Origin of the sequence: Acidovorax sp. (assembly GCF_046291265.1) — a bacterium.
GTDB lineage: Bacteria > Pseudomonadota > Gammaproteobacteria > Burkholderiales > Burkholderiaceae_C > Acidovorax.
In genome coordinates, this window is the sequence record NZ_JBKBTV010000057.1 from 1 (window position 1) to 21,991 (window position 21,991).

The following is a 21,991-nucleotide window of genomic DNA, read 5'->3' on the forward strand; positions in this document are numbered from 1 at the left end:
GGCGCACACCCCGGCTCCCGCCCTGCGGACAGGCATGCGGCCCACGCAGTCCGCGAACCCCGGCTTCAACAAGCTCAGCCCGAACGGTTGCGCGTGGCGCCAACGCTTCGAGCAGGCTCAGCCAAGCGGTGGGTGTAACGCACAGACTTCGATAAGCTCAACGCGAAACGCCCGCAGACCGCTCGCGAAGGTAGCCCAGCACCGCAGCCTCGTCCCCCTCAAACACAATGCGCTCGGCCCGGCAGCTGCGCTGAAACGCATACATCGGGTCGTAATACTGCCGCATCAACACGCTGATCCAGTCACAGTGCAGGTCCACAGCGCCCGTGTCTTTCTGCAGCGCCAGCGCGCGTTGCATCACGTCGCGCAAACTCTGGTGCAAGCTGCCGCCCAGCCGCTTAGCCAATTTGTCAAGGCTCTCCAGCAAGCGGGCAGCAAACATGTCAGCACCCACCACGGGCCCGTGCACTGCCACAAACGCAGCACATTGCAGCACCACATAGTCCTGCAAGATGCGTTCAACCCGGCGTTCAAAATCGTCCGTCAGGCAGACGATAGGCACCTGCTCCAGCCGCTGGCGCAGCGGCAGCGGTACCGAGCATTTGCCCACGTGTCGCCCTTCGTCTTCCACCACCAGGGTGCGGTGCCCTGCGGCGCGTTTTTTCAAGATGTCGATGGCCAGTCGGTTCTCAAAATCGATCTGCGCGGGCTGGCCGGTGACGCGGCTGCCAAAGCTGGAGCCGCGGTGGTTGGCATGGCCTTCCAGGTCCAGCCCATGGGCCAGCTGGGCCAGCACTTCTGTCTTGCCGGTTCCCGTGAGGCCGCTCAACACATAGAACCCGCACTCGGCAGCGGCAGCCTCGGTGGTGTTGAGCAAAAAAGTGCGCATGGCCTTGTAGCCACCGATGACGCGCGGGTAGGCAATGCCCGCCTCGGTTTGCAGCCACTGCTGAACAATCTGCGACCGCAGCCCGCCGCGAAAGCAGTACAGCACCCCGTGCTGCGCATGCGCCTGGGCAAACGCAGCCCAGGCCTCGATGCGGTCTTGTTTAGTGCGCCCGGACACCAGCTGGTGGCCCAGCGCGATGGCGGCCTGCTGGCCTTGCTGCTTGTAGCAGGTGCCCACCTGCTGGCGCTCGCTGTCGTTCATCAACGGCAGGTTGACAGTGTTAGGGAACGCGCCCTGCGCAAACTCCACCGGCGCGCGCACGTCCATCAGGGGCACATCGTTCAGAAAGATGTGCGCGAAGTCGGTGAAGTTGTCACGCATCGTTGTCAGCGCACTTCCACAGCGAAGTGCTGTCGCGCTGTCATCTGCCCAACGGGCTGCAACGCCAGCCCCAGCTCGGCAGCGACCGCCAGAAACTCCGCATCGCCCTCGGGCGTTACCGCCACCAGCAGGCCGCCGCTGGTTTGCGGGTCGCAGAGCAGCAGCTTGTGTTCTTCGTGCGCCAGCGGGGCGATTTTGTCGCCGTAGCTGTCAAAGTTGCGCAGCGTGCCGCCGGGCGCACAGCCTTCGGCCAGGTAGTGCGACACGCCCGCCAGGCGCGGCACCGCGGCGTAGTCGATCTGCGCGGTCAGCCCGCTGCCGTCGGCCATCTCCACCAGGTGGCCCAGCAGGCCAAAGCCGGTCACGTCGGTCATGGCGGCCACGCCGGGCAGCTTGCCAAAGCGGCTGCCGGGGGTGTTCAACGTGCACATCCAGTCGCGCGCCAGGCCCACGTCTTCGGGTCGAAGTTTGGACTTTTTCTCGGCGGTGGTGAGGATGCCGATGCCCAGCGGCTTGGTGAGGTACAGGCGACAGCCCGCGGTGGCTGTGTCGTTGCGCTTGAGGTGCCGCTTGTCCACCACGCCGGTCACAGCCAGTCCAAAGATGGGCTCGGGCGCGTCGATGGAGTGCCCGCCTGCCAGCGGGATGCCGGCTGCATCACACGCGGCCCGCCCACCGCGCACCACGTCGCGGGCCACCTCGGGCGGCAGCACGTTGACGGGCCAGCCCAATATCGCAATGGCCATCAACGGGTCGGCGCCCATGGCGTAGATGTCGCTGATGGCATTGGTGGCGGCAATGCGGCCAAAGTCATACGGGTCATCGACGATGGGCATGAAAAAGTCGGTGGTGGACACCACGCCGCGTTCGCTATCCAACGCGTACACCGCAGCGTCGTCGCGCGACGTGTTGCCCACCCACAGGCGCGGGTCCAGCGTTTGCGAGCCGCTGCCCGCCAGAATCACGTCCAGCACCTTCGGGCTGATCTTGCAGCCACAACCGGCGCCGTGGCTGTATTGGGTAAGGCGAATGGGCTCGGTCATGGGGGCGAATCTCGGTGGGTGGCAAAGCCGGTCAATATAGCAAGGCGGTATAAGGCGTCTCATGCTGTCTGCCGACGAACAATCTGCTTTTGAAGAATCCATTGCCCGGGTGCGGGGGCTTGCCACCCGCGCATTGCAGCGCGCACCCGGTGCCACCGAAGCCATCGCCTTCACCGCGCAACTGCACCGCAGCCTGGACACCGTGGCCGCCCAAGCCGCAGCCGCGGGCCCGGTGCCCGACTGCAAGGCGGGCTGCGCCCACTGTTGCCACGTGCGGGTGGAGGCGACGGAACCCGAGGTGTTTCGCATTGCGCAGCACCTCGCCACTCAGCCAGCGGACAACCTGGATGACGTGACCGCCCGCCTGCGCCAACACATCACCCATGCCAAAAACAGTGCCGCGCGCCAGCCCTGCAGCTTTTTGGTAGACGACCGCTGCGCCATCTACAGCGTGCGCCCCGCCGCCTGCCGCAAGGCGCATTCGCTGTCGGTACAGCACTGCGCCACGCAAGCGCCCGAGATTCCGCAAAACCTGCGCCTGTTGCTCGATGCCGAGGCGCTGATGGCGGGCACCGCACTGGCCTATCGCGATGTGCAGTTGCCCGCCAGCGCGCACGAGCTGAATGCGGCTGTGCTGGTTGCGCTGACGGACGCTGCCGCGCAAGAACGCTGGTACCAAGGGAACACAACCGCGTTGGATGCCGCTTCTCAGAATTGATGCGGCTTGATCTCCGTCAAGCCCGGCGCCCCACCCCTCGGCACACAATGCCCCAGCCCAGCCCACGCTAGTACCTGATGAACATGCCCTTCCCCCTGCGCCCCCTGATTGCCGCCACGCTGGTTGTGTCGCTCATGCCCCTGCTGGGCTGCAGCAAGCCTGAAACCAGCGGCCCCGCGCAGGCAGGGTTTGATGCACTGGTGACGTCGTGCACGCAGTTTCTGGCCGACAGAGCACCCCACGTGCGCCCCGGCGGCAGCGGCGAATGGACCAAAACCGGCTACAGCCCCGCCCTGCTGAAGCCCGAGCTGAGCCGCACCGAATCGCCGGTGACGCCCTATGTCGGCAAGATCGTGGTGAAGGACAACGAAGCCCAGGCCACCGCCACCACCCAGGCCGCCGCCGAGGCTGTCACCCTGACGCCTGCACACCTGCTGTCCAACCGCACGCACACCTTTGTCTACAGCTTTGATGGCAAAACATGGCGCTGGCAGAACGGACAACTGCTGACCAAGATTCCGGGGCACAACGACACCACCGTGGCGCTGACGCTGGCAGATGTGTCTGCGATGGGGCCGAAGGGGTTTATCGGCTGCCTGCCGCGGTGATGTTGCCGGGCATCGAAAGGTATCAAATTGATAGCTGGTAGCGCTTATCCATCAAGCGCTAGAGGCCAATTTGGCTCAAATTTTTTTATAAACCTCAGAAAGCACATTACGCCCCCTCTTTCCTCGTGGGAGAGGGTTGGGGAGAGGGGGCGGCTCGACAGCGACAAGTCCTCAACGTGCCAAAGTTCCAGATAGGCACTTTCACCGTCTCCTGAGGCTGTGGCGATGATTGGGCTCTGCTCCAGGCATCCGAAGTAAGCCCACCCGTTTGGGCGACGCAGGCAGGACTACAAACCGGTGCGGCCACACCCTACCGGTGGCCGCTGCTGCGCTGCCTTACCGTATCCGTTGCCCCAACTTCGTGGAAGGACGGTCGGTATGAAAAGAAAATTGCCAAGAAAAAGCGGCATGCGTCAGCGGGCCGTGCTGCTGCCGCTGGAGACGTTTCTGTCCATCACGGACTTCCCCTTGTCACCGCGCCACGATTGGGCAGGAGACAGGGTGAAAGACAAGGCCAGCTTGCCGAAGCCGGCCAAACAAGGTGGGGCGGTGGCCCATCAGCCGCGATAGATCGGGCGTGTCACGCCGCGCGCTGAGAAGCTCGGCACAGACAACCCTCAAAAGCCTTACCCCAAACGCTCCAAATCCTCGGAGAGCATCTGGCGTCCTTTGGGCGTGATCGCCAGGACCCGTGCAAACTTTTGGGTTTCAGACGTGGCGCTGGGCAGCATGACCGAGACCAGGTCTGCAGCGCGCAGGACACGGAGTTTGTCGATGTTGGCTTCCTGGTCCACCGTCAGCGGCAGCTCGGCTTGCGCGATCTCTCGCAGGTATTCAAAGGGCATGCTTTCACTCCTCAACGCGTGACAGAAGGTGCATTGTGGTAACCAAAGTGCCCCGACCCCGGTAACAAATACGCAATTCCACAACCGGTGCAGGGGAGTCGCGTCTGGCCAGTCGCGATCACTACCCTGCATTCCTGAACATGAATTGGCCCGTCGAGAGAATGACCCACCAGACTCCGGCCGCCCGCCACCGCACAGGTAAGCGGTACCGTCCTACGGTGCAGGGGGCGCATGGGGCTTCACCATCGACCGGGTTGTTCACGGCTGTTGAACGCTACCTTGCGAGTCCCGATGTTAAAGCCCGCGCCATATTCCAACGGTGGCGACACCGCCACCACAACCCGCGCCCTGGCAGACATTGGCCGGTGGCTCCAGTCGCAGCGTTATGCGTTTGTCACGGTGACCCCCGCCACGCACGCGGCCGTGCTGCACAACCGCCCCACGGCAGCAGCAGGACTGAGGGATGTGTTTGGCTGGAGTCTGCCGTTTGAGCCGCGCCTGTTACCCGCGGACATGCTGGATGTGATGCAGGGTGCAGACCTGCTGGAGACCTGCGAAGGCGGGCGCTTTCGCTCTGCAGTGCGGTTCTCCACACTGGGCGACCTGATGCTTCCGCACTCAGCCTTCCCCACCGTGCAGAGTGAATCGGTTTTTTTCGGCCCCGATACCTACCGGTTTGCCGCATTGATTCGGCGCGAGCTGCGCACCCAGCCGCTGGCACCGCAATCGCGCCTGCTCGATGTGGGGTGTGGCACCGGTGCAGGCGGGCTGGTGGCGGCGAAGTGCGCGGGGCCTGCGGCCGCCGAGCTTGTGCTGTCGGACATCAGCGCCACGGCGTTGCAGTTTGCCCAAGCAAGCGTTGCCGTCGCAGGGGTGGCGGGTGTTCGTTTCACTCAGTCAGACCTTTTCCACGGGCTGGAGGGGGACTTTGACCTCATCGTTGCCAACCCGCCGTACCTGAACGACGGCGCCGAGCGCCTGTACCGCCACGGCGGCGGGCAATGGGGGGAGGGGCTTTCCCTTCGCATCCTGCGCGAGGGCTTCCCGCGCCTGTCGCCGGGCGGGCGGCTGGTGCTGTACACCGGCTCGGCCATCGTGAACGGTGTGGATCCGTTAGGTGACGCCTTGCGCGCCCACCTGGCCACCCATGGCGGTGACTGGACGTACGAAGAGATCGACCCCGATGTGTTTGGCGAGGAATTACAGAGCCCGGCCTATGCGGGCGTGGACCGCATCGCAGCAGTGTCGCTGGTGGTGCGCAAGCCCTCGCCGTAGGAGACCGCCCACGCTGGCATGGGCATCAGCCCGATGGGGCGATGAAGCAGGGGTCGCCATCCTTAAGGCATTGCTCCACTTCACCCACCCCATGTCTGCCATCCTCAAAGCCCCACCGCACCGCACCCACACACAACCTTCACCCATGCGCGTTGCCAGGCAACTCGCCCCGCAGCGCCCCAGCCCCTTGCGCTCGCTGTACGAACCGCTGGTCAACGGCATCCCCACCGACCCGCAACGTGCCGCTGCGGCCGACTTTTTGCGGGATGCGTTGCGCGACAGCGCGTTCGGCGTGGACGACCTGCCCCGCAGTGGCGCCGACCTGATGGCATGGATGGAAGCCAACATGCGGGCGGTGCATGACAAGTACCAAAGCTATCTCCAGTCGCGCCAGAGCGGCGCTCCGCGCAAGTATTTTGTCAACCGTGCCCACGCGCTGTACTTTCTGCGCCAGGTCGCGCCGACCAAGCTGGTGGATGGCTCGTGGTTGTATGGCCTGTGCGCCTATGCAGACAACCCGCGCCTGTCAGACCTGGTGGTGACCTATCTGGAAGAGCTGGGCAATGGCGATGCGGACAAGAACCATGTCACGCTGTACCGCGGGTTGCTGGCGCGCTATGGCCTGGATCCGGTGGATGACCTGCCGGATGCGCACTATGAGCAAGGCCTGATCCAGCTGGCGCTGGGGTGGAACGCGCAAGAGTTTCTGCCAGAGATTGTGGGCTTTAACCTGGCCTACGAGCAGCTGCCACTGCACCTGCTGATTTCTGCGTATGAACTGAACGAACTGGGCATTGATCCGTACTACTTCACGTTGCATGTGACGGTAGACAACGCCGACACGGGCCACGCCCGCCGCGCGTGCCAGGCCGCTATTGACGCCGCACCGCGCATGGACGACGGGGGTGAATACTGGCGCAGGGTGCGCGCGGGTGCCAAGCTGGGCAACCTGGGTGTGGGTTCGCTGGACGTGGTTCGGGGCTTCAACATCGACAACGAGGTGGTGCGCATCTTGGCCCACAAGGCGCCTGCCGGACACGGCGCCCACTCGGACTTTTGCAAGGTGGCTGGGCGCAAGGTGAATGACTGGTTGGCGAACCCGAAGGACGTACCGGCCTTTCTGGCGGCCTTGGAGCAGGCGGGCTGGATCAAAAAGAACCAGCCCGCCACCGAAAGCCGGTTCTGGAACCTGCTGCAGGGTGAGCGGGCAGAGATGTTCGGCGTGTTTTCGCCGTACGAGTTGCAGGTGATTCACGACTGGATTCGGGGCGAAGCGAGTGTGGACGGCGCGTCGTTTGAGGCCACCGGTGCAGCGCAAGGGGCAGACACGGTCGCCCAGGTGCCGCGCCGCCCGGTCAGCTTTCGCGCGGCCGAACGGCTGCGGCTTGCCAACGGCATCACCAGCCCGGCGAGCAACGAGCACCAATGGTTGGACACGGACCTGACCCTGTTGCGGGAGCAACTGCCCGCCCTGCCCCTTGCCGAGCAGCGCGAGCTGCTGATTCGCGCCATGTCGCCCGCACTGCACTGGACCCCTGCCGGGCTGGTGGCAACCAAAGAATTTGTCCAGCGCGCTTTTTCGGCTTGACGCGACAAGAGCCTGATAGACCGGTTTGATACCAGCCCTACCGCAGGGCTTGGGGTTGTCCTACATCGCTCACGCGGGCGCCGCACTACGTTGGAGTCTTTTCAAGGAGTTGGCCATGAGCGACGACAAAACCGAAGTGGTTCAAGACAGAAACCTCATCAGCCTGAACGAACATTACGAGGTGCGCGACTGGACCAACAGCCTGGGCGTCACTGAAATGGAATTGAGAGAAGCGGTGGCGGCCGTCGGCCCATCTGCCGACAAGGTGCGCCAATACTTGGCCTCTCAATAACTGCGCCCGTTACGGAGTTTTGCCATGGCAGAAGATCAAGGTCAAGCGCCCACATCCACCCGCACGATGTGGAAAGGCGCCATCAGTTTCGGGCTGGTGCACATCCCGGTCGGGTTGTATTCGGCCACCGCCAGCACCGGCATTGACTTTGACTGGCTCGACAAGCGGTCGATGCAGCCGGTGGGCTACAAGCGCATCAACAAGGTCACTGGCAAAGAAATCGCCAGCACTGACATCGTGAAGGGCGTGGAATACGAAGACGGGCGCTACGTGGTGTTGTCGCCTGAGGAGATAGCCACCGCGTTCCCCAAGGTCACCCAAACCATCGAGATCGAGGCGTTTCTGGACGCGGACGAGATTCCGTTTGTGTACCTGGAGCGGCCTTACTACACCGCCCCACTCAAGCGCGGCGAAAAGGTCTATGCGCTGCTGCGAGAAGCCCTGCGCAAGAGCAACAAAGTGGGTGTGGCCAAGGTGGTCATTCAGACCAAGCAGCACCTGGCGGTGTTGATCCCGTGCGGCAGAGCGCTCATCCTGAACCTGCTGCGCTGGGGCGGCGAGATCCGGTCGTTCGAGCAGTTGAACCTGCCACCGCTGGACGCCAAGGCGGCGGGTATCAAGGACGCCGAGATGACCATGGCGGTTCAGCTGATTGAAGACATGACGCAGTCGTGGGATGCCGACAACTTTCGCAACTCGTTTGCCGACCAGATCAACCAATTGGTCGAACAAAAAGCGTCCGCCGGGGACATTGCGGACGTTGCCAAGGTGGAGAGCGGCCCGGCCGTGTCGACGGGGGCCGAGGTGCTGGACCTCACGTCCCTGCTGAAGCGAAGCCTGGAGGGCAAGACGCCCAGCAACGCGGCAGGCAAATCGGCGAACAAATCATCGAACAATTCGGCCAGCAAAGCGGCGACCGGGGCGGCAGACAAGGCCCCTACCAAAAGCAAAACTGCCACGGTGACGCGCCTGCCAACAGCGCCCTCCAAACGCGCTGCCGCGAAAAAGCCCACACCCAAGGTCAAGGCCAAAAGCAAAACCGCAGCACCGGCCAAGGCTCCCAAACCCGCGGCCAAAAAACCCACCCGCCGCGCCGCATAGCCACCGGTTTTGGCCATGAAGGACACACTCGCCCCCTATCAAAAGAAACGCAACTTTGCCATCACGCCCGAACCGGCAGACGGTGGGGCGCCAGGTGTTGAAGCGCTGCAGTTTGTGATCCAGAAGCACTGGGCCAGCCGCCTGCACTATGACCTGCGACTGGAGATAGACGGCACCATGAAAAGCTGGGCCGTGCCCAAGGGGCCCAGTTTTGACCCGGCGGACAAACGCATGTCCGTGCAGGTGGAAGACCACCCGATTTCGTACAACAACTTTGAAGGCCAGATCCCGCCCAAACAGTACGGTGCGGGGCGCGTGATCATCTGGGACCGCGGTTTTTGGGAGCCACTGGGGGACGCAGCGGAAGGCTATCGCACCGGCAAGCTCAAGTTCAGATTGCACGGGCACAAGCTGCAAGGGCACTGGACCTTGGTGCGAATGCACGGTCGCGGGGATGAGCGCCAGCCGCCCTGGCTGTTGATCAAGGAGCGCGACGGGCTGGAGCGGCCTGCAGACGAGTTCAGCGTGGTGGATGAAATGCCCGACAGCGTGGCTGCCATCCCCCCGCTATCCCCGCCATCGCCCTCGTACCCACCCAAGCAGGCCCGGGCCATAACGCCAACCAAGAAACAAGCGACCACAACGCCCCGCCGTGCCAAGTCGGCCACCAAATCCACGGCGCCCCCTGACACGCCCGTCGCCCCCCTGCCCCACATGCTCGCCCCCCAGCTCGCCACGCTGGTGGATGGCCCGCCTGCAGAGGCTGATGATTGGATCTGGGAGCTGAAATTTGACGGGTACCGGTTACTGGCGCGGCTGGAGAACGGCTCGGCGCGCCTGTTCACCCGCAATGGCAACGACTGGACCGCCAAGATGCCCCGGCTGGCACAAGCCATTGAGAGCTTTCCCTTGACATCCGGATGGATCGACGGCGAGGTGCTGATGCCCGATGCACAGGGCATTCCGGACTTTCAGGCGCTGCAAAACGCGTTTGACGGCGAAGCCACGGACGCACTGGTTTTTTATGTGTTTGACCTGCCGTATGCCGACGGGCACGACCTGCGTGGCCTCCCCCTCGTAGAGCGCAGAGAGCGGCTTGAAGCCTTGGTGCAATCGTCTTCATCAGATCGCATCCGCTTCAGCGCAGCGTTTGAGGCGGTTCCGTCGGACCTGATTTCATCGGCCTGCCAACTGGGGTTTGAAGGCGTGATCGGCAAACGCAAAGACGGTGCCTACGTGTCACGCCGCAGCGGTGACTGGATCAAGCTCAAATGCACCCATCGCCAGGAGTTTGTGATTGGTGGCTACACCGACCCCCAAGGTTCGCGCACGGGGCTGGGGTCGTTGCTGCTGGGCGTACACGACCCGGACGGCGGCTTGCAATATGCGGGCAACGTCGGCACGGGGTTCAGCCAGAAGCTGCTGGTGGATCTGCACGGCCAGTTGCACCAACTCCAGGTGGCCAAAAGTCCATTTGCAAATCCACAAGCCATCGACAAAAAGGCCCATTGGGTGCGGCCCCAGTTGATGGCCGAGGTCGCCTTTGCCGAGTGGACCCAGGAGGGCCGCGTCCGCCACGCGGTGTTCAAAGGACTGCGCAGCGACAAGCCGCCCAAGGCCATCCGAAAAGAAACACCCCAGCCCATGAAGACCAAGGCAAAAACAAAGCCCGCCCCCCAAGACTCTGAAGTGGGCAGCGTGCGGGTGTCCAATGCAGACCGCGTCATCGACGCATCCACCGGGCTCACCAAACTCGATCTCGTGCGCTACTACGCCACCGTGGCGCCGCTGATGCTGCCGCACCTCAAGGCGCGGCCAACGTCGCTGGTGCGCGCGCCCGACGGGGTCGAAGGCGAGCTTTTCTTTCAGAAGCACTGGGATGCGGGGCGTGTGGTCGGGGTGCGGCAGCTGGCCCAGGCGCTTTACCCAGCCCACCCGCCGCTGCTGGAGGTCGTCAGCCCCGAGGGTTTGTTGTCTGCAGCGCAGATGAACACGGTGGAGTTTCATACCTGGAACACCCGCAAGGACAAGATCGCGCGGCCCGACCGCATCACCTTTGACCTGGACCCCGGTGAAGGCGTGGTGTGGGAACACGTGCAGGAGGCGGCCACCCTGGTGCACCTGATGCTGACCGAGCTGGAGCTGCCCGCGTTTTTGAAAACCAGCGGCGGCAAAGGGCTGCACATCGTGGTGCCCATCAAGCGCCTGCACGACTGGGACACGGTCAAGGATTTCAGCCACGCGGTGGTCCAGCATCTGGCCCGCACCATCCCACAACGGTTTGTGGCCAAAAGTGGGCCGAAGAACCGGGTGGGCAAGATTTTTGCGGACTACCTGCGCAACGGCCTGGGCGCCACCACCGCCAGCGCCTGGACCGCCCGCGCGCGCCCGGGCATGGGCGTGTCGGTGCCCGTGGCGTGGGACGAGCTGGGCAGGGTCACCAGCGGCGCGCATTGGACGGTGCAGACAGTGGGCCGCAGGCTGCGCACCGGCAATGGCCCATGGCAGGGGTATGACCAGGCGGCGGTGTCTTTGTCCGCGGCGATCAAGGCGCTGGGGCGGACGGGTTGACGGAGACGAATTGGTATCAAATTAATAGCTACTAGCGCTTATCTATCAAGCGCTAGAGGCCAATTTAGCTTGATTTTCTCCATCCCTCCGTTTTGCCCCAAACCGTTCGGGCTGAGCTTTTCGAAGCCAGGGCGCTTTTTGCGAACAGCCCTTCGACGGGCTCAGGGCGAACGGTCTATCTGAGGCTGGCACCCAATCAGGCAAATTTGGCTTGATCTTCACCATGCCTGCGTTTTGCCCCAAACCGTTCAGGCTGAGCTTGTCGAAGCCAAGGCGCGTTTGCGAACAGCCCTTCGACGGGCTCAGGGCGAACGGTCTGTTTGAGGCTGGTACCCAATCAGGCAAATTTGACTTGATCTTCACCATGCCTGCGTTTTGCCCCAAACCGTTCAGGCTGAGCTTGTCGAAGCCAGGGCGCGTTTGCGAACAGCCCTTCGACAGAACCTCAGGGCGAACGGTCTGCCTGAGGCCGGTACCTCATCATGCAAGTTGACTTGATTTCTATATCAGTGGATGTACGCAGCGGTGTGTCCGGCTCAGGCCGTCTTCAGCTCTGTCTTGCGTTCAATGATGCGCGACACCAACCCATATTCCACCGCTTCCTCGGCAGACAGCCACCGGTCGCGTTCGATGTCCAGCAGCACCTCTTCCAGCGACTTGCCGGTCTCGCGCGCGATGGTGCGGGCAATGCGCTCGCGGGCCTTGACGATTTCGCGGGCCTGGATGGCGATGTCGCTGGCCGGACCACCCGACCCACCGCTGGGCTGGTGAATCAGGAACCGCGTGTTGGGCAGGCAGTAGCGCCGCTCGCGGGGTGCTGCCAGATACAGGTGGGTGGCGGCGCTGCCCACCCAGCCCGTGCCAATCATGTTCACCGGCGCGGCAATGAAACGCACGATGTCGTGGATGGCATCGCCGGATTCGAGATGGCCGCCGGGCGAGCTGACCAGGATGTCAATGGAGTCCGCGCTGTCGGCGTCCAGCGCAATCAGGCGACGCGTGACGTCGGCCGCCATCGCGTCCGTCACAGAGCCAAAGATCAACAAGGTACGTGACTTGAACGCCTTTTCCTCCAGGTAAGAGGTGCGCGGCTCGGGGGCGCTGGTGGGCGGGGTGGTGTCTGGGGTGTCCATGGTGGTGAGAGTCCTTGTGTGTGAGCTGCCATGACGAACGGGGCGCGGTTTTCGTGACATCGGCCCGCACAAGCGGCTGTGGCAAGATTTCAAAATGCAAAATGACCGCCCCCTGCGCCCCTTGGCCCTGATTGACGCTGACCGCCACCGCCTGGTGCGCGCAGCCACCCGCCTGCTGGGCCCGGCCGACGCCGAAGATGCCGTGCAGGATGCGTATGTCCGAGCGCTGGAGGCCGAGCAGCTTGAGCTGAACGCCGCCCAAGCCTGGCTGCTGACGGTGGTGCGCAACCTGGCCATCGACCGGCTGCGCAGGCGCCAGTGGATGCAGCAGTGGGTGGCAGACATGCATGCCAGCGATACCGCCTCTGCCGCGCCCTCGGCCGAATCCGATGTGGCGCTGACGCAAGAAGCCACCCGTGCCCTGCGCCTGTTGGCGGCCTGCCTGGCACCCGAGGACGGGGCTGCGGTGCTGTTGCACGAGGTGTTCGAGGCCAGCCATGCCGAGATCGCACAGGCCGCGGGCAAGTCCGAAGCGGCAAGCCGCCAGCAGTTGCGCCGCGCACTGTTGCGGCTGCGGCAAACGCGTGATGGGTCTATGCATCCATCTCAACCCGAAGGGGAGCAAAGCGCAGAAACCGTCTTGCGCCTGTACCTGCAATCTTTGCAGCTGCGAGACCCGCAAACGCTGTGGGCCATGCTGCGCCAGCCTCCGATCCGCGCGCTGCAGGGTGCCCGCGCGGCAACCGCCCAAGCCGCATCAGCGCAACGTGGGGCCGCGCACCCCGCAACCCACTGTGGGGTTGTGCAAATGGGCGGCCAGCTGGGCCTGGTGCTGACGCTGGACGGCGTCACGCTGTGTGTGGTGCCGCTGGGCGCGCACAACGAGTACGACGCACACACTGCATTGGCATAGCAGCCCTGCGCACGGTCTGCCCGGCCGCTGTGCCAACCCGCATCAGCGAATGCCCCTGCTGCCAGGGCGCCACCGCACCGTCCACGCCATCAACAGGGCCGTGGCGACCACCCAGGCCGCTGCGGCGGGCCAGCCGTGGCGATCTACAGCACTGCCCACCAGCACGGGCCCCAGCGCCTGGCCCAGGTTGCTGCCCTGCATCAGCAGCCCTACCGCCAACGCAGCCTGTGCGGGGGTCGCGGTGATTTGTGCCACCGACGACAGCAGGCTGGCCGGAATGAGACCGCCCACGGCAGAGAACACCAGGCACAACACAAAAGCCGCCTCCGGGCCCAGCACGGGCAGGAAGATGCCCACGGCACACAGCGCCATGGTGATGGCCGCACCCGTGCAAAGGGCCTCGCGCGTCATCTTCTTCAGCAACACGCCAGCGGCAAGGTTGCCCACCATGTTGACCGCACTGGCCAACGCTGCCAGCAAGCCCACCGCTGCGGCCCCCACTTGCATGCGTTGCTGCAGCAACACCGGCAAAAAGCTGAAAAGCGCGAAGAACATCAGGCTGTAAAGCAAAAAGGTCGCGGCCAGGGCCAGTGGCGCGGGCAGCCAGACTTCGGCCATGCGCACCGGCTGCTGGGGGCCATCCGCCCCGGCCGGGGCCCGCGGCACCGCGTACACCACCACCGCCGCTGTCAAGCCAGCCACCACCGCGCCTGCGGCCCACAGGTTGCGCCAATCGCCCCACCACGGCCCGGTAAGCATGGCCAGCGCCATGCCAGCGGGCATGAAACAACTCCACAGGGCCATCGCGCCATTGCGGTCTGCCGCGCGCACCAGGCGGCCCAGCACCGTGGGCCCGGCCACGGTGATGAGCAAGAACCCCAGCCCTTCCACCACACGCGATGCCAGCAGAACCACAAAGCTATCGGTGGGCATTGCCATGGCCGCACCCAGCACGGTGGCCAACAGCCCGCTAACCAGCATGCGGCGGTCCCCCGCACGTGCAACCACCGAGCCCGCCATCACACCGCCCAGCGCACCCAACACCGCAAACGTGGCGCCCAAGCCCCCCAGCATGCCCAGGCTCAAGCCCAGCTCAGCCTGCAGTTGCGGGCCTGCGATGGCCACCTTGCCCAGGTGCAAGGCCGACACCACACCAGCGGCCACCACCACCCACACGGCACGCCAGTCGGTCAGCGGCAGCGCCAAAGGCAAGCCAACGCGGCTCATGCCACGCCCTGCGCAAGCCCGATCGCCCGCGCCAAACGTGCGACGTGTCGGCCTTGGTACCGGGCTGCGTCCAGCTCGTTTTTACTGGGCTGCCGGTCACCGCCTTGCCCGTCATCGGCCAAGGTCGACGCGCCGTAGGGCGATCCACCGGTGATCTCATCCATGCGCATCTGCCCTTTGAAGGTGTAGGGCAGACCCACCACCACCATGCCCAAGTGCAGCAGCACGGTGTGGGTCGAGAGAATGGTCGACTCCTGCCCGCCGTGCTGGCTGCCGGTCGAGGTGAACACGCTGCCCACCTTGCCCACCAGCGCATCGCGGGCCCACAGGCCACCGGCCTGGTCGAGAAAGTTCTTCATCTGCGCGGCCATGCTGCCAAAGCGCGTGGGCGTGCCCAGCACGATGGCGTCGTAGCCCGGCAACTCATCGACCGAGGCCACGGGCACGCCGTGCGCCAGTTGGTAGCCCGCCTTGCGCGACACAGACTCGGGCACCAGCTCTGGCACGCGTTTGACGGTGGCCTCGACGCCGCCTCCCAGGCTGCGGGCGCCCTCGGCCACGGCAGTGGCCATGGTTTCGATGTGGCCGTAAGACGAGTAGTAAAGAACGAGAACCTTGGTCATGGCGCAAACCTCATGGGGTGGGAATGAAGGCAGTATCTGCACTAGGACCAATCTGCGTAAGCCATAAAATATCGACCAACCTGATCTACCAGATCGATCAATGCTCGACGCCCTCACCCTCGATCAAATTCGCATGTTTGTCACCGTGGCCGAGGCAGGCAGCTTTCGCGCAGGGGCCACACGCCTGCTGCGCGCGCAGTCGGCGGTCAGCCACGCCATCGCCAACCTGGAGACGCAGCTGGACGTGCGCCTGTTTGACCGCAGTGGCCACCGCCCCACGCTGACCGCTGCGGGCGAAGCCCTGCTGGAAGACGCCCATGCCGTGCTGCTGAAAGTGGATTTCATGCGGGCGCGCGCCAGGGGCCTGGGCGAAGGGGTGGAGATTGAGCTGTCGCTGGTGGTCGACACGCTCTACCCCCTGCCCCTGATGGCCGCTGCGCTGAAGGACTTGCGCGACACCCACCCGTCGGTGCGCCTGCGCCTGACCCTTGAACCGCTGGGCGGCCCGCTGCAGGCCCTGCGCGACAAACGCTGCGATCTGGCCATCATGGCGGGCGAAGATTTTCTGGACCCGCGCATCGAAACCGAGGCGCTGCAGTCCGTGCCCATCCTGGCCGTGGCCGCACGCACCCACCCCCTGGCCCGGCGCCGCAAGTCCCTCACCGGCATCGACCTGGCCGACCACCTGCAGATCGTGTTGGAAGACCCCACGGCGCTGTCAGAGGGAAGAGACTTCGGGGTGCTGTCACCCCAGACGCTGCGGGTAGGCACACAAGACGCCAAACACGCGCTCATCGTGGCCGGAGTCGGCTGGGGCCGCCTGCCGCAGTGGGCAGTTGAGCGCGAGCTGGCCGACAAACAACTGGTGCCCCTGGCCGCCACCGCCCTCGGCCCGCAAGGCGTGGCGCAGGTGCAGACCTATCTGGCCCGCAGAACCGACCGCGCCCTGGGCGTGGCGGCAACGGCGCTGCGCAATGCATTGCACCGGCAGGCGGAAGCCCAGACCTCAGCACGCCAGCGCCGCAACAGCGGCAGCGCCGCTCGCGGGGCGCCGCCAGGTACAGGTGGGTGAATGAGCGGCAGTTCGCCAAGCTACTGGAGTTGATCCTCGACGTACGCATGGCGCGGTGATCGGAAAACTGCGCTGCTGCCAAACGCTTCCAAAACGCGGACTTACCCGGTCAAGGGCCGGGGATTTCTGCTGCGCCCAGCACACCACGGCTGGCCTGCTGCACCGTCTTTTCCACGGCCTCTCGTGTAAGCGTAGGCACAAAACTCTCGATGAAGTGGTACGCGTAACCCCGCAGCCAGGCCCCCTTGCGCAAACCCAGGCGGGTGAGGTTGACCTCGAACAGGTGGCCTGCGTCGATGAGGCGCAGGTGGCGGTCGCGCTCGGCGTCCACCGCGATCGAGGCGACGATGCCCACGCCCATGCCCAACTCCACATAGGTCTTGATCACGTCTGCGTCCATGGCGGTGAGCACGATGTCGGGGGCGATGCCCTCGCGCGCAAACGCCGCGTCGATGTGTGCGCGGCCGGTGTAGCCCAACTCGTAGGTGATGATGGGGTGGACGGCCAGCTGCTCCAGGGTCACGGGGCTGTGGTGGTCGAGCAGCGGGTGCCCCGGTGGCACGACGATGCTGTGCGTCCAGCGGTAGCACGGCAGCGTGACGAGCCCGTTGTAGCCTGCCAGCGCCTCGGTGGCCACGCCGATGTCGGCCTCGCCGCTCATCAGCATCTCGGCCACCTGGCGCGGTGAGCCCTGGTGCAGGTGCAGCGATACCTTGGGAAACAAGGCGCGAAAGTCACGCACCACCTGGGGCAGCGCGTAGCGCGCCTGCGAGTGCGTGGCCGCCACCGACAGGCGGCCGGTGGCGCTGTCGCTGAAGTCCTGCCCCGCGCGCCGCAGGTTATCGGCCTCCAGCAGCAGACGCTCCACCGTGGGCAGCAGCGCCTCGCCGGGCGGCGTAAGACCCGTAAGGCGCTTGCCAGCACGCACAAAGATCTCCACACCCAGTTCCTCCTCCAGTTCACGGATCTGGCGGCTCACGCCGGGCTGCGAGGTGTGCAGCATGTTCGCCACCTCGGTCAGATTGAAGTTACGCCGCGCGGCTTCGCGCACGGAGCGCAGTTGCTGAAAATTCATGGTGCCCTGGCAGAATTTGCTACTATTTCAGTAGCTATCAGCGCTTTATAGATAAGCGCTACAGCCATTTTTTGTACAAAATATTCGCTCAGAGCTTGGCAATCGACACTTCGGTGGCCTTGACCAGCGCCACTACGTCAGAGCCGACGATGAGGCCGAGGTCGTCCACCGAACGGGTGGTGATGACCGAGGTGACGACGCCCCACGGGGTCTCAACGTCGACCTCGGAGACGACGACGCCGCGAATGATCTCGCGCACTTTGCCTTTGAACTGGTTGCGCACATTGATGGCCTGGATGGACATGGTGAAGTTCTCCTGGGTAGAAAAAAAATGACAAAAGATCGAGGTGACCAAAGGCAGCCGGCCTACATGCCGCGCTGGCTCAGGTCCGGCACGTAGCGGTCGGCCTGGATGTCGGGCGACAGGCCATGCGTGATGACTTCATCGGTGATGGGCAGGAACTGCGCGTTCCACTGCTCCCACGCAGTGCGCAGGCGCTCGAACACCTCGGGGTGCTTGTGCCGCAGGTTGGCGCGCTCCAGCGTGTCGTCTTTCACGTCGAACAGAAACTCGTTGTCGTTGATACGGAGGTACTTGAAGCGGCCCTCACGCACGGCGCACTGGCGCTGCGCCTTGTAGCGCCAGAACAGGGTGCGCGGGTGCACAGGGGTCTGGCCCTGCAGCACGGGCAGGATGTTCTCGCCGTCGGGTGGGTAGTCCGCGCTGGGCGCCACGCCAGCCGCAGCCAGCAGCGTGGGCAGCCAGTCCATGGTGGCCGTGACCTGATCGCTCACCTGCGGTGCAATGCGTGCAGGCCAGCGCAGCAAGGTGGGCACGCGGATGCCGCCTTCGAGCAGCTCGGTCTTCTGACCGGTGAAGGGCCAGGTCTTGGAAAAGCGCTCACCGCCGTTGTCGCTGGTGAATACGACGATGGTGTTGTCGGCAATGCCCTGGTCCTGGAGCGCCTGCAGCACCTGGCCCACCGCCTTGTCGAGCGAGCGCACCATGCGAGCGTAGGTCTGCAGGTTGCCGCCGTCGTAGTGAAAGAGGTCTTTGAGGCCCAGCGAGATGTCTTCGTCCTCTGGCCCGACCCAGGGCCAGTGCGGCGCGGTGAAGTGCAGCGACAGGAAGAAGGGCTTTTGCGTGTCGCGGCTGCGCACCCAGCTAGACGCTTCGTCGGCCAGCAGCTGCGTGTAGTAGCCCACACGCTCCACCGGCACTTCGCCTTCGTACAAATCGCGCGCCACGGCGTCGCCCACGCCAGGCTTGTGCGTGAAGTAGTCGATGGCGCCGCCGTAGTTGCCAAAAAATCGGTCGTAGCCGCTCTTGAGCGGACCGAACGTGGGCAGGCTGCCCAGGTGCCATTTACCGATTAGCGCGGTGTCATAGCCTGCGTCACGCAGCAGCGACGGCAGCGTGGGGTGCTCGGGCGGCAGGCCATGCACGTGGGCCTTGCGCACCAGGGGTTCCTCCAGCCCGCCGCGCAGGCGGTACTGGTAGCGCCCGGTGATGAGCGCAAAGCGTGTGGCCGAGCACACGGCCGAGTTGGCATAGGCCTGCGTGAAGCGCACGCCCTCGCCCGCCAGCGCATCCAGCTGCGGGGTGCTGAAGTCCGTCTGGCCGTACACGCTCAGGTCGGCCCAGCCCAGGTCGTCGGCCAGGATGAAAACGATGTTGGGCGCCTGCCCTGCGGTGTCAGCGGTGATAGTGGTGCTCATGCAGCCGCCTTGGCCTTGCCGGCGGCATCGGTCTCGCGCCACTGCTTTTCCAGTTGGAGGTCCTTGACCGCCTGCTGCACGAACGTGGGCTGAAACCAGGCCTTCACGTCAAAGGGCTGGCGGATCAGCCCCAGCTTCACACCATCATCCAGCACGCCCTGGTAACCGGCGATGAAACCCTCGTCGAGCAGCGGCGAGTAGCGCGCGTTCAAGTTGTCGCCCGCCAGCTCCTCGCGGAACGACAGCTCGGGGTTGCCGCTGTTGTCGGCATACAGCTTGATGAGCGCATCGCGGTTGGCTTCTTGCGAGGCCCAGTGCGCCGCGCGCACCAGCTGGCGCACCAAGCCCTGGGCCAACTGAGGCTGCTGGGTGGCGAAATCCTCGGTGGCCAGAATGCCCGAGTTGATGGTGTAGTCCGGCCCGCGCCCCTTGGTGCTGAGCGCAATGGTGGCGCCCTGCCCCTTGAGCAGGAACAGGTCCGAGCCGCCAAACGTGGCATCGATCTGCCCGGCCACCACAGCCGCCTTGGAGGTAGGCCAGTCCATGTTGATGAGCTTCACGTCCTTCTCGGTGAGGCCCGCTGTGGCCAGCAGGTTGTCAAACGTGCGCTGGTAGGCCGTGCCCTTGAGCACGGTGACCTTCTTGCCTTTGAGGTCGGCCACGGTCTTGATGCTCACGCCCGGCGCCGTGGCCAGGTAGCTGTTGCTGCCCCGGCCGGTGGCCGCGATGAAGCGGGTGGGGGCCGCGCGCGCGGCCAATGACGGCGGCCAGGTCGCCCAGCGACACGACATCGAGCTGCTTGGCCGACAGCGCCTCGTGCACTGCCGGGCCTGCGCCACGAAAGAAGTTCCACTCGATCTTGATGCCGTCCTTGGCGAACTCTTCTTCGAGCCACTTGTTGGCCTGCAGCACAGCAAACACGCTGCCGCCCGGCGATGGTTTGCCCGCCGTGCCCAGATCGGGCGAGCCGATACGGATGACCTTGGCCGGGGCCTGCGCGCGCAGCACCATGGGGGAGGCCAGCGCGGCCGCGCCGGTGAGCAGAAGGGAGCGGCGTGTGGAGTGAAAACCGGGAGTGTGTGGTGTCATGGGAAGCTCTGGGGTCAGGGAAAAACTGGGTCAACATCAAACGGCAAACTGCCATTGCGAGGCGGGCGGGATGTGCTCGCCACGCCTCAAGGGAGGCTCGGCCAGGTCGGCTGCGGGGTGGCCAGAAAATTCCTTGAGCACGCTGTCTTTGACGGCGGTGAACGCGTACGAGGTGCGCTCGCGCGGGTGGGGCAAGTCCACGGGCACGGTGCGGCGGATGCGGCCCGGGCGCGGCTCCATCACCACCACGCGGTCGCCCAGGTACACGGCCTCCTCCACGTCGTGGGTCACCAGGATCATGGTGATGCCCTCTTGCTGCCAAATTCGGTGCAGCTCCTGCTGCAGATGGGCGCGGGTCATGGCGTCGAGCGCGCCAAAGGGTTCGTCCAGCAGCAGGATGTCGGGCCGGTTGACCAGCGCCCGCGCAATCGCCACACGCTGCGACATGCCGCCCGACAGCTGGTGCGGGTAAGCCGTCTCAAAGCCTTGCAGGCCCACCAGGGCGATGTGCTCGCGCACCGTGGCGCGCTGCTGGCCTTCAGTCAGGCTGGAGTTGAGCAGGCCCAGCGCCACGTTCTTCTCGACCGTGAGCCAGGGGAAGAGGCGATGCTCCTGAAACACGATGCCCCGGTTGAGGCTGGTGCCCACGATGCGCTCGCCGTTGAGCAATATCTCGCCCTGGTAGTCACCCTCCAGGCCAATGACCAGGCGCAGCAGCGTGGATTTTCCGCAACCGCTTGAGCCCACGATGCTCACGAACTCGCCGGGTTCGATGGTGAGATGGATGTCCTGCAGCACGGGCAGCGCTTCGCCCTTGACCTCGTACTGCTTGTTCAGGCCGCGAATGGCCAGGGTGCCGGCATGTGCCATGGTGTGTGTTTCCTCTTCAAATGACGTTGTTCTTGGCTATGGTTCGAAACTGGCGCGGCCGAGGCGAGTGCCGCCGGGGAACTGGCTCTGCCAGGCCCCTGGGGGCGTCCCCCTGAGGGGGATGTCGCGCAGCGACGCAGGGGGCATCAATACCGCGCTCCGGTGCGGTCGCGCCAGGCGAGCAAGCGCTTTTCCAGAACGGTCAATACCCAGTTCAAGACAAAGCCCACCAGGCCCACCACCACCACGCCAAACAGCACCAGGTCCATCCAGAAGTGCTCGCGCCCGTCGATCAGCGTGTTGCCGATGCCCTTGCCCGATGCCAGCAGGTACTCGGCGCCCAGGGTGGCCAGCCAGGTGTAGATGAGCGACAGCTGGATGCCCGTGAAAAGCGAGGGCGCGGCCGCAGGCGCCACCACGCGGCGCAACGTTTGCCACACGCTGAACTCGTACACACGGGCCACCTCCAGGTATTCACGCGGCACGCTGCGCAGGCCCTCAAAGGTGTTGAGCACCACCGGGAAGAACGCGGCCATGGCCACGAAGGCAATCTTGGCCGCGTCGCCCAGGCCAAACCACATCGACAGCATCGGAATCCACGCAAACAGGGATATCTGTTTGAGCGTGTGGAACGTGGGGCCCACCAGCCGCTCAGCCCAGCGTGACCAGCCCAGCAAAGCGCCCACCGCCAGTCCGACGCTGGAGCCGATCACAAACCCCCAGCCCATGCGCCACAGGCTGGCCGACAGCGCCACCCACAACTCGCCGCTGGCCACCTGGCCCACGCCGCGCTGCCACACGGCCAGCGGCGACACAAGCAAGGGCGAGGTCGAGCCGCCCCACTCCACCGCCGCCCACCACACCGTCAGGATGAGCGCGGGCAGCACCCAGCCGCGCAGGCGCTGCGGCACCCTTTGAAAAACGTTCAATGGCACGTTCAAGGAAGACATCTGCACACC

The 21,991-nt window shown here is 64.8% G+C and carries 23 protein-coding genes; 10 read left to right on the plus strand and 13 right to left on the minus strand.

Annotation, left to right across the window (positions count from 1 at the left end):
- Positions 1–157 precede the first annotated feature (157 nt).
- Both mnmH and selD read right to left on the minus strand, forming a co-directional pair.
- Positions 158–1,270, minus strand: a complete 1,113-nt coding sequence (gene mnmH, locus ACK41V_RS18320; protein WP_409784380.1) for a tRNA 2-selenouridine(34) synthase MnmH — start codon at positions 1,268–1,270, stop codon at positions 158–160.
- A 5-nt stretch (positions 1,271–1,275) separates the two neighbouring features.
- Positions 1,276–2,313 carry a selenide, water dikinase SelD gene (gene selD / locus ACK41V_RS18325; RefSeq protein WP_409784382.1) on the minus strand — a complete coding sequence of 346 codons (1,038 nt, stop codon included), beginning with the start codon at positions 2,311–2,313 and terminating at the stop codon, positions 1,276–1,278.
- Between the two features lie 61 nt (positions 2,314–2,374).
- Between selD and ACK41V_RS18330 the strand changes: the two genes are divergently transcribed.
- From ACK41V_RS18330 to ACK41V_RS18340, 3 genes are all read left to right on the plus strand, one after another.
- On the plus strand, positions 2,375–3,031 hold the full coding sequence (locus ACK41V_RS18330) for a YkgJ family cysteine cluster protein (protein WP_409784384.1): 657 nt from the start codon (positions 2,375–2,377) through the stop codon (positions 3,029–3,031).
- Positions 3,032–3,114: 83 nt separating this feature from the next.
- Positions 3,115–3,639: a hypothetical protein gene (locus ACK41V_RS18335; RefSeq protein WP_409784385.1), complete on the plus strand. Its 525-nt coding sequence runs from the start codon at positions 3,115–3,117 to the stop codon at positions 3,637–3,639.
- A 378-nt stretch (positions 3,640–4,017) separates the two neighbouring features.
- Positions 4,018–4,209 carry a hypothetical protein gene (locus ACK41V_RS18340; protein ID WP_409784387.1) on the plus strand — a complete coding sequence of 64 codons (192 nt, stop codon included), beginning with the start codon at positions 4,018–4,020 and terminating at the stop codon, positions 4,207–4,209.
- Positions 4,210–4,265: 56 nt separating this feature from the next.
- Here ACK41V_RS18340 and ACK41V_RS18345 read toward each other — a convergent pair whose 3' ends face one another.
- Positions 4,266–4,484 carry a hypothetical protein gene (locus ACK41V_RS18345; protein ID WP_409784389.1) on the minus strand — a complete coding sequence of 73 codons (219 nt, stop codon included), beginning with the start codon at positions 4,482–4,484 and terminating at the stop codon, positions 4,266–4,268.
- 291 nt (positions 4,485–4,775) lie between these two features.
- On the opposite strand from ACK41V_RS18345, the gene ACK41V_RS18350 reads away from it, so the two are divergent.
- From ACK41V_RS18350 to ligD, 5 genes are all read left to right on the plus strand, one after another.
- Positions 4,776–5,759, plus strand: a complete 984-nt coding sequence (locus ACK41V_RS18350) for a methyltransferase (protein ID WP_409784391.1) — start codon at positions 4,776–4,778, stop codon at positions 5,757–5,759.
- A 145-nt stretch (positions 5,760–5,904) separates the two neighbouring features.
- Positions 5,905–7,347 carry an iron-containing redox enzyme family protein gene (locus tag ACK41V_RS18355; RefSeq protein ID WP_409784428.1) on the plus strand — a complete coding sequence of 481 codons (1,443 nt, stop codon included), beginning with the start codon at positions 5,905–5,907 and terminating at the stop codon, positions 7,345–7,347.
- Between the two features lie 115 nt (positions 7,348–7,462).
- Entirely contained in the window at positions 7,463–7,639 is a 177-nt protein-coding gene (locus ACK41V_RS18360) for a DUF3606 domain-containing protein (RefSeq protein WP_409784392.1), read from the plus strand.
- Positions 7,640–7,663: 24 nt separating this feature from the next.
- A complete protein-coding gene (locus ACK41V_RS18365; protein ID WP_409784394.1) occupies positions 7,664–8,740 on the plus strand; it encodes a Ku protein in 1,077 nt (358 codons plus the stop codon).
- A gap of 15 nt (positions 8,741–8,755) precedes the next feature.
- A complete protein-coding gene (gene ligD / locus ACK41V_RS18370) occupies positions 8,756–11,311 on the plus strand; it encodes a DNA ligase D (RefSeq protein WP_409784395.1) in 2,556 nt (851 codons plus the stop codon).
- Positions 11,312–11,847: 536 nt separating this feature from the next.
- Here ligD and ACK41V_RS18375 read toward each other — a convergent pair.
- Positions 11,848–12,444, minus strand: coding sequence for an ATP-dependent Clp protease proteolytic subunit (locus ACK41V_RS18375; RefSeq protein ID WP_409784397.1), 597 nt, complete (start codon positions 12,442–12,444; stop codon positions 11,848–11,850).
- Positions 12,445–12,538: 94 nt separating this feature from the next.
- Between ACK41V_RS18375 and ACK41V_RS18380 the strand changes: the two genes are divergently transcribed.
- Positions 12,539–13,357, plus strand: coding sequence for a sigma-70 family RNA polymerase sigma factor (locus ACK41V_RS18380; protein ID WP_409784398.1), 819 nt, complete (start codon positions 12,539–12,541; stop codon positions 13,355–13,357).
- 42 nt (positions 13,358–13,399) lie between these two features.
- On the opposite strand, the gene ACK41V_RS18385 is transcribed toward ACK41V_RS18380, so the two are convergent.
- Both ACK41V_RS18385 and wrbA read right to left on the minus strand, forming a co-directional pair.
- Entirely contained in the window at positions 13,400–14,584 is a 1,185-nt protein-coding gene (locus ACK41V_RS18385; protein ID WP_409784399.1) for a CynX/NimT family MFS transporter, read from the minus strand.
- Positions 14,581–15,207: an NAD(P)H:quinone oxidoreductase gene (gene wrbA, locus ACK41V_RS18390; RefSeq protein ID WP_409784400.1), complete on the minus strand. Its 627-nt coding sequence runs from the start codon at positions 15,205–15,207 to the stop codon at positions 14,581–14,583. The genes ACK41V_RS18385 and wrbA overlap by 4 nt, the downstream gene beginning before the upstream one ends.
- 100 nt (positions 15,208–15,307) lie before the next feature.
- On the opposite strand from wrbA, the gene ACK41V_RS18395 reads away from it, so the two are divergent.
- Entirely contained in the window at positions 15,308–16,279 is a 972-nt protein-coding gene (locus ACK41V_RS18395; RefSeq protein ID WP_409784401.1) for a LysR family transcriptional regulator, read from the plus strand.
- Between the two features lie 109 nt (positions 16,280–16,388).
- Here the strand turns inward: ACK41V_RS18395 and ACK41V_RS18400 are convergent, their stop codons facing one another.
- The 7 genes from ACK41V_RS18400 to ACK41V_RS18430 form a co-directional block, all read right to left on the minus strand.
- Positions 16,389–17,354: a CysB family HTH-type transcriptional regulator gene (locus ACK41V_RS18400; protein ID WP_409784403.1), complete on the minus strand. Its 966-nt coding sequence runs from the start codon at positions 17,352–17,354 to the stop codon at positions 16,389–16,391.
- An 88-nt stretch (positions 17,355–17,442) separates the two neighbouring features.
- Positions 17,443–17,658 carry a molybdopterin-binding protein gene (locus ACK41V_RS18405; protein ID WP_409784405.1) on the minus strand — a complete coding sequence of 72 codons (216 nt, stop codon included), beginning with the start codon at positions 17,656–17,658 and terminating at the stop codon, positions 17,443–17,445.
- Positions 17,659–17,720: 62 nt separating this feature from the next.
- Positions 17,721–19,073: a sulfatase gene (locus tag ACK41V_RS18410; protein WP_409784406.1), complete on the minus strand. Its 1,353-nt coding sequence runs from the start codon at positions 19,071–19,073 to the stop codon at positions 17,721–17,723.
- On the minus strand, positions 19,070–19,768 hold the full coding sequence (locus ACK41V_RS18415; RefSeq protein ID WP_409784430.1) for an ABC transporter substrate-binding protein: 699 nt from the start codon (positions 19,766–19,768) through the stop codon (positions 19,070–19,072). The genes ACK41V_RS18410 and ACK41V_RS18415 overlap by 4 nt, the downstream gene beginning before the upstream one ends.
- Entirely contained in the window at positions 19,671–20,162 is a 492-nt protein-coding gene (locus tag ACK41V_RS18420; protein WP_409784408.1) for a hypothetical protein, read from the minus strand. Before ACK41V_RS18420 ends, ACK41V_RS18415 begins: the two co-directional genes overlap by 98 nt.
- Positions 20,163–20,198: 36 nt before the next feature.
- Positions 20,199–21,032, minus strand: coding sequence for an ABC transporter ATP-binding protein (locus tag ACK41V_RS18425; protein ID WP_409784409.1), 834 nt, complete (start codon positions 21,030–21,032; stop codon positions 20,199–20,201).
- 146 nt (positions 21,033–21,178) lie between these two features.
- A complete protein-coding gene (locus ACK41V_RS18430; RefSeq protein ID WP_409784410.1) occupies positions 21,179–21,982 on the minus strand; it encodes an ABC transporter permease in 804 nt (267 codons plus the stop codon).
- Positions 21,983–21,991: the final 9 nt, after the last annotated feature.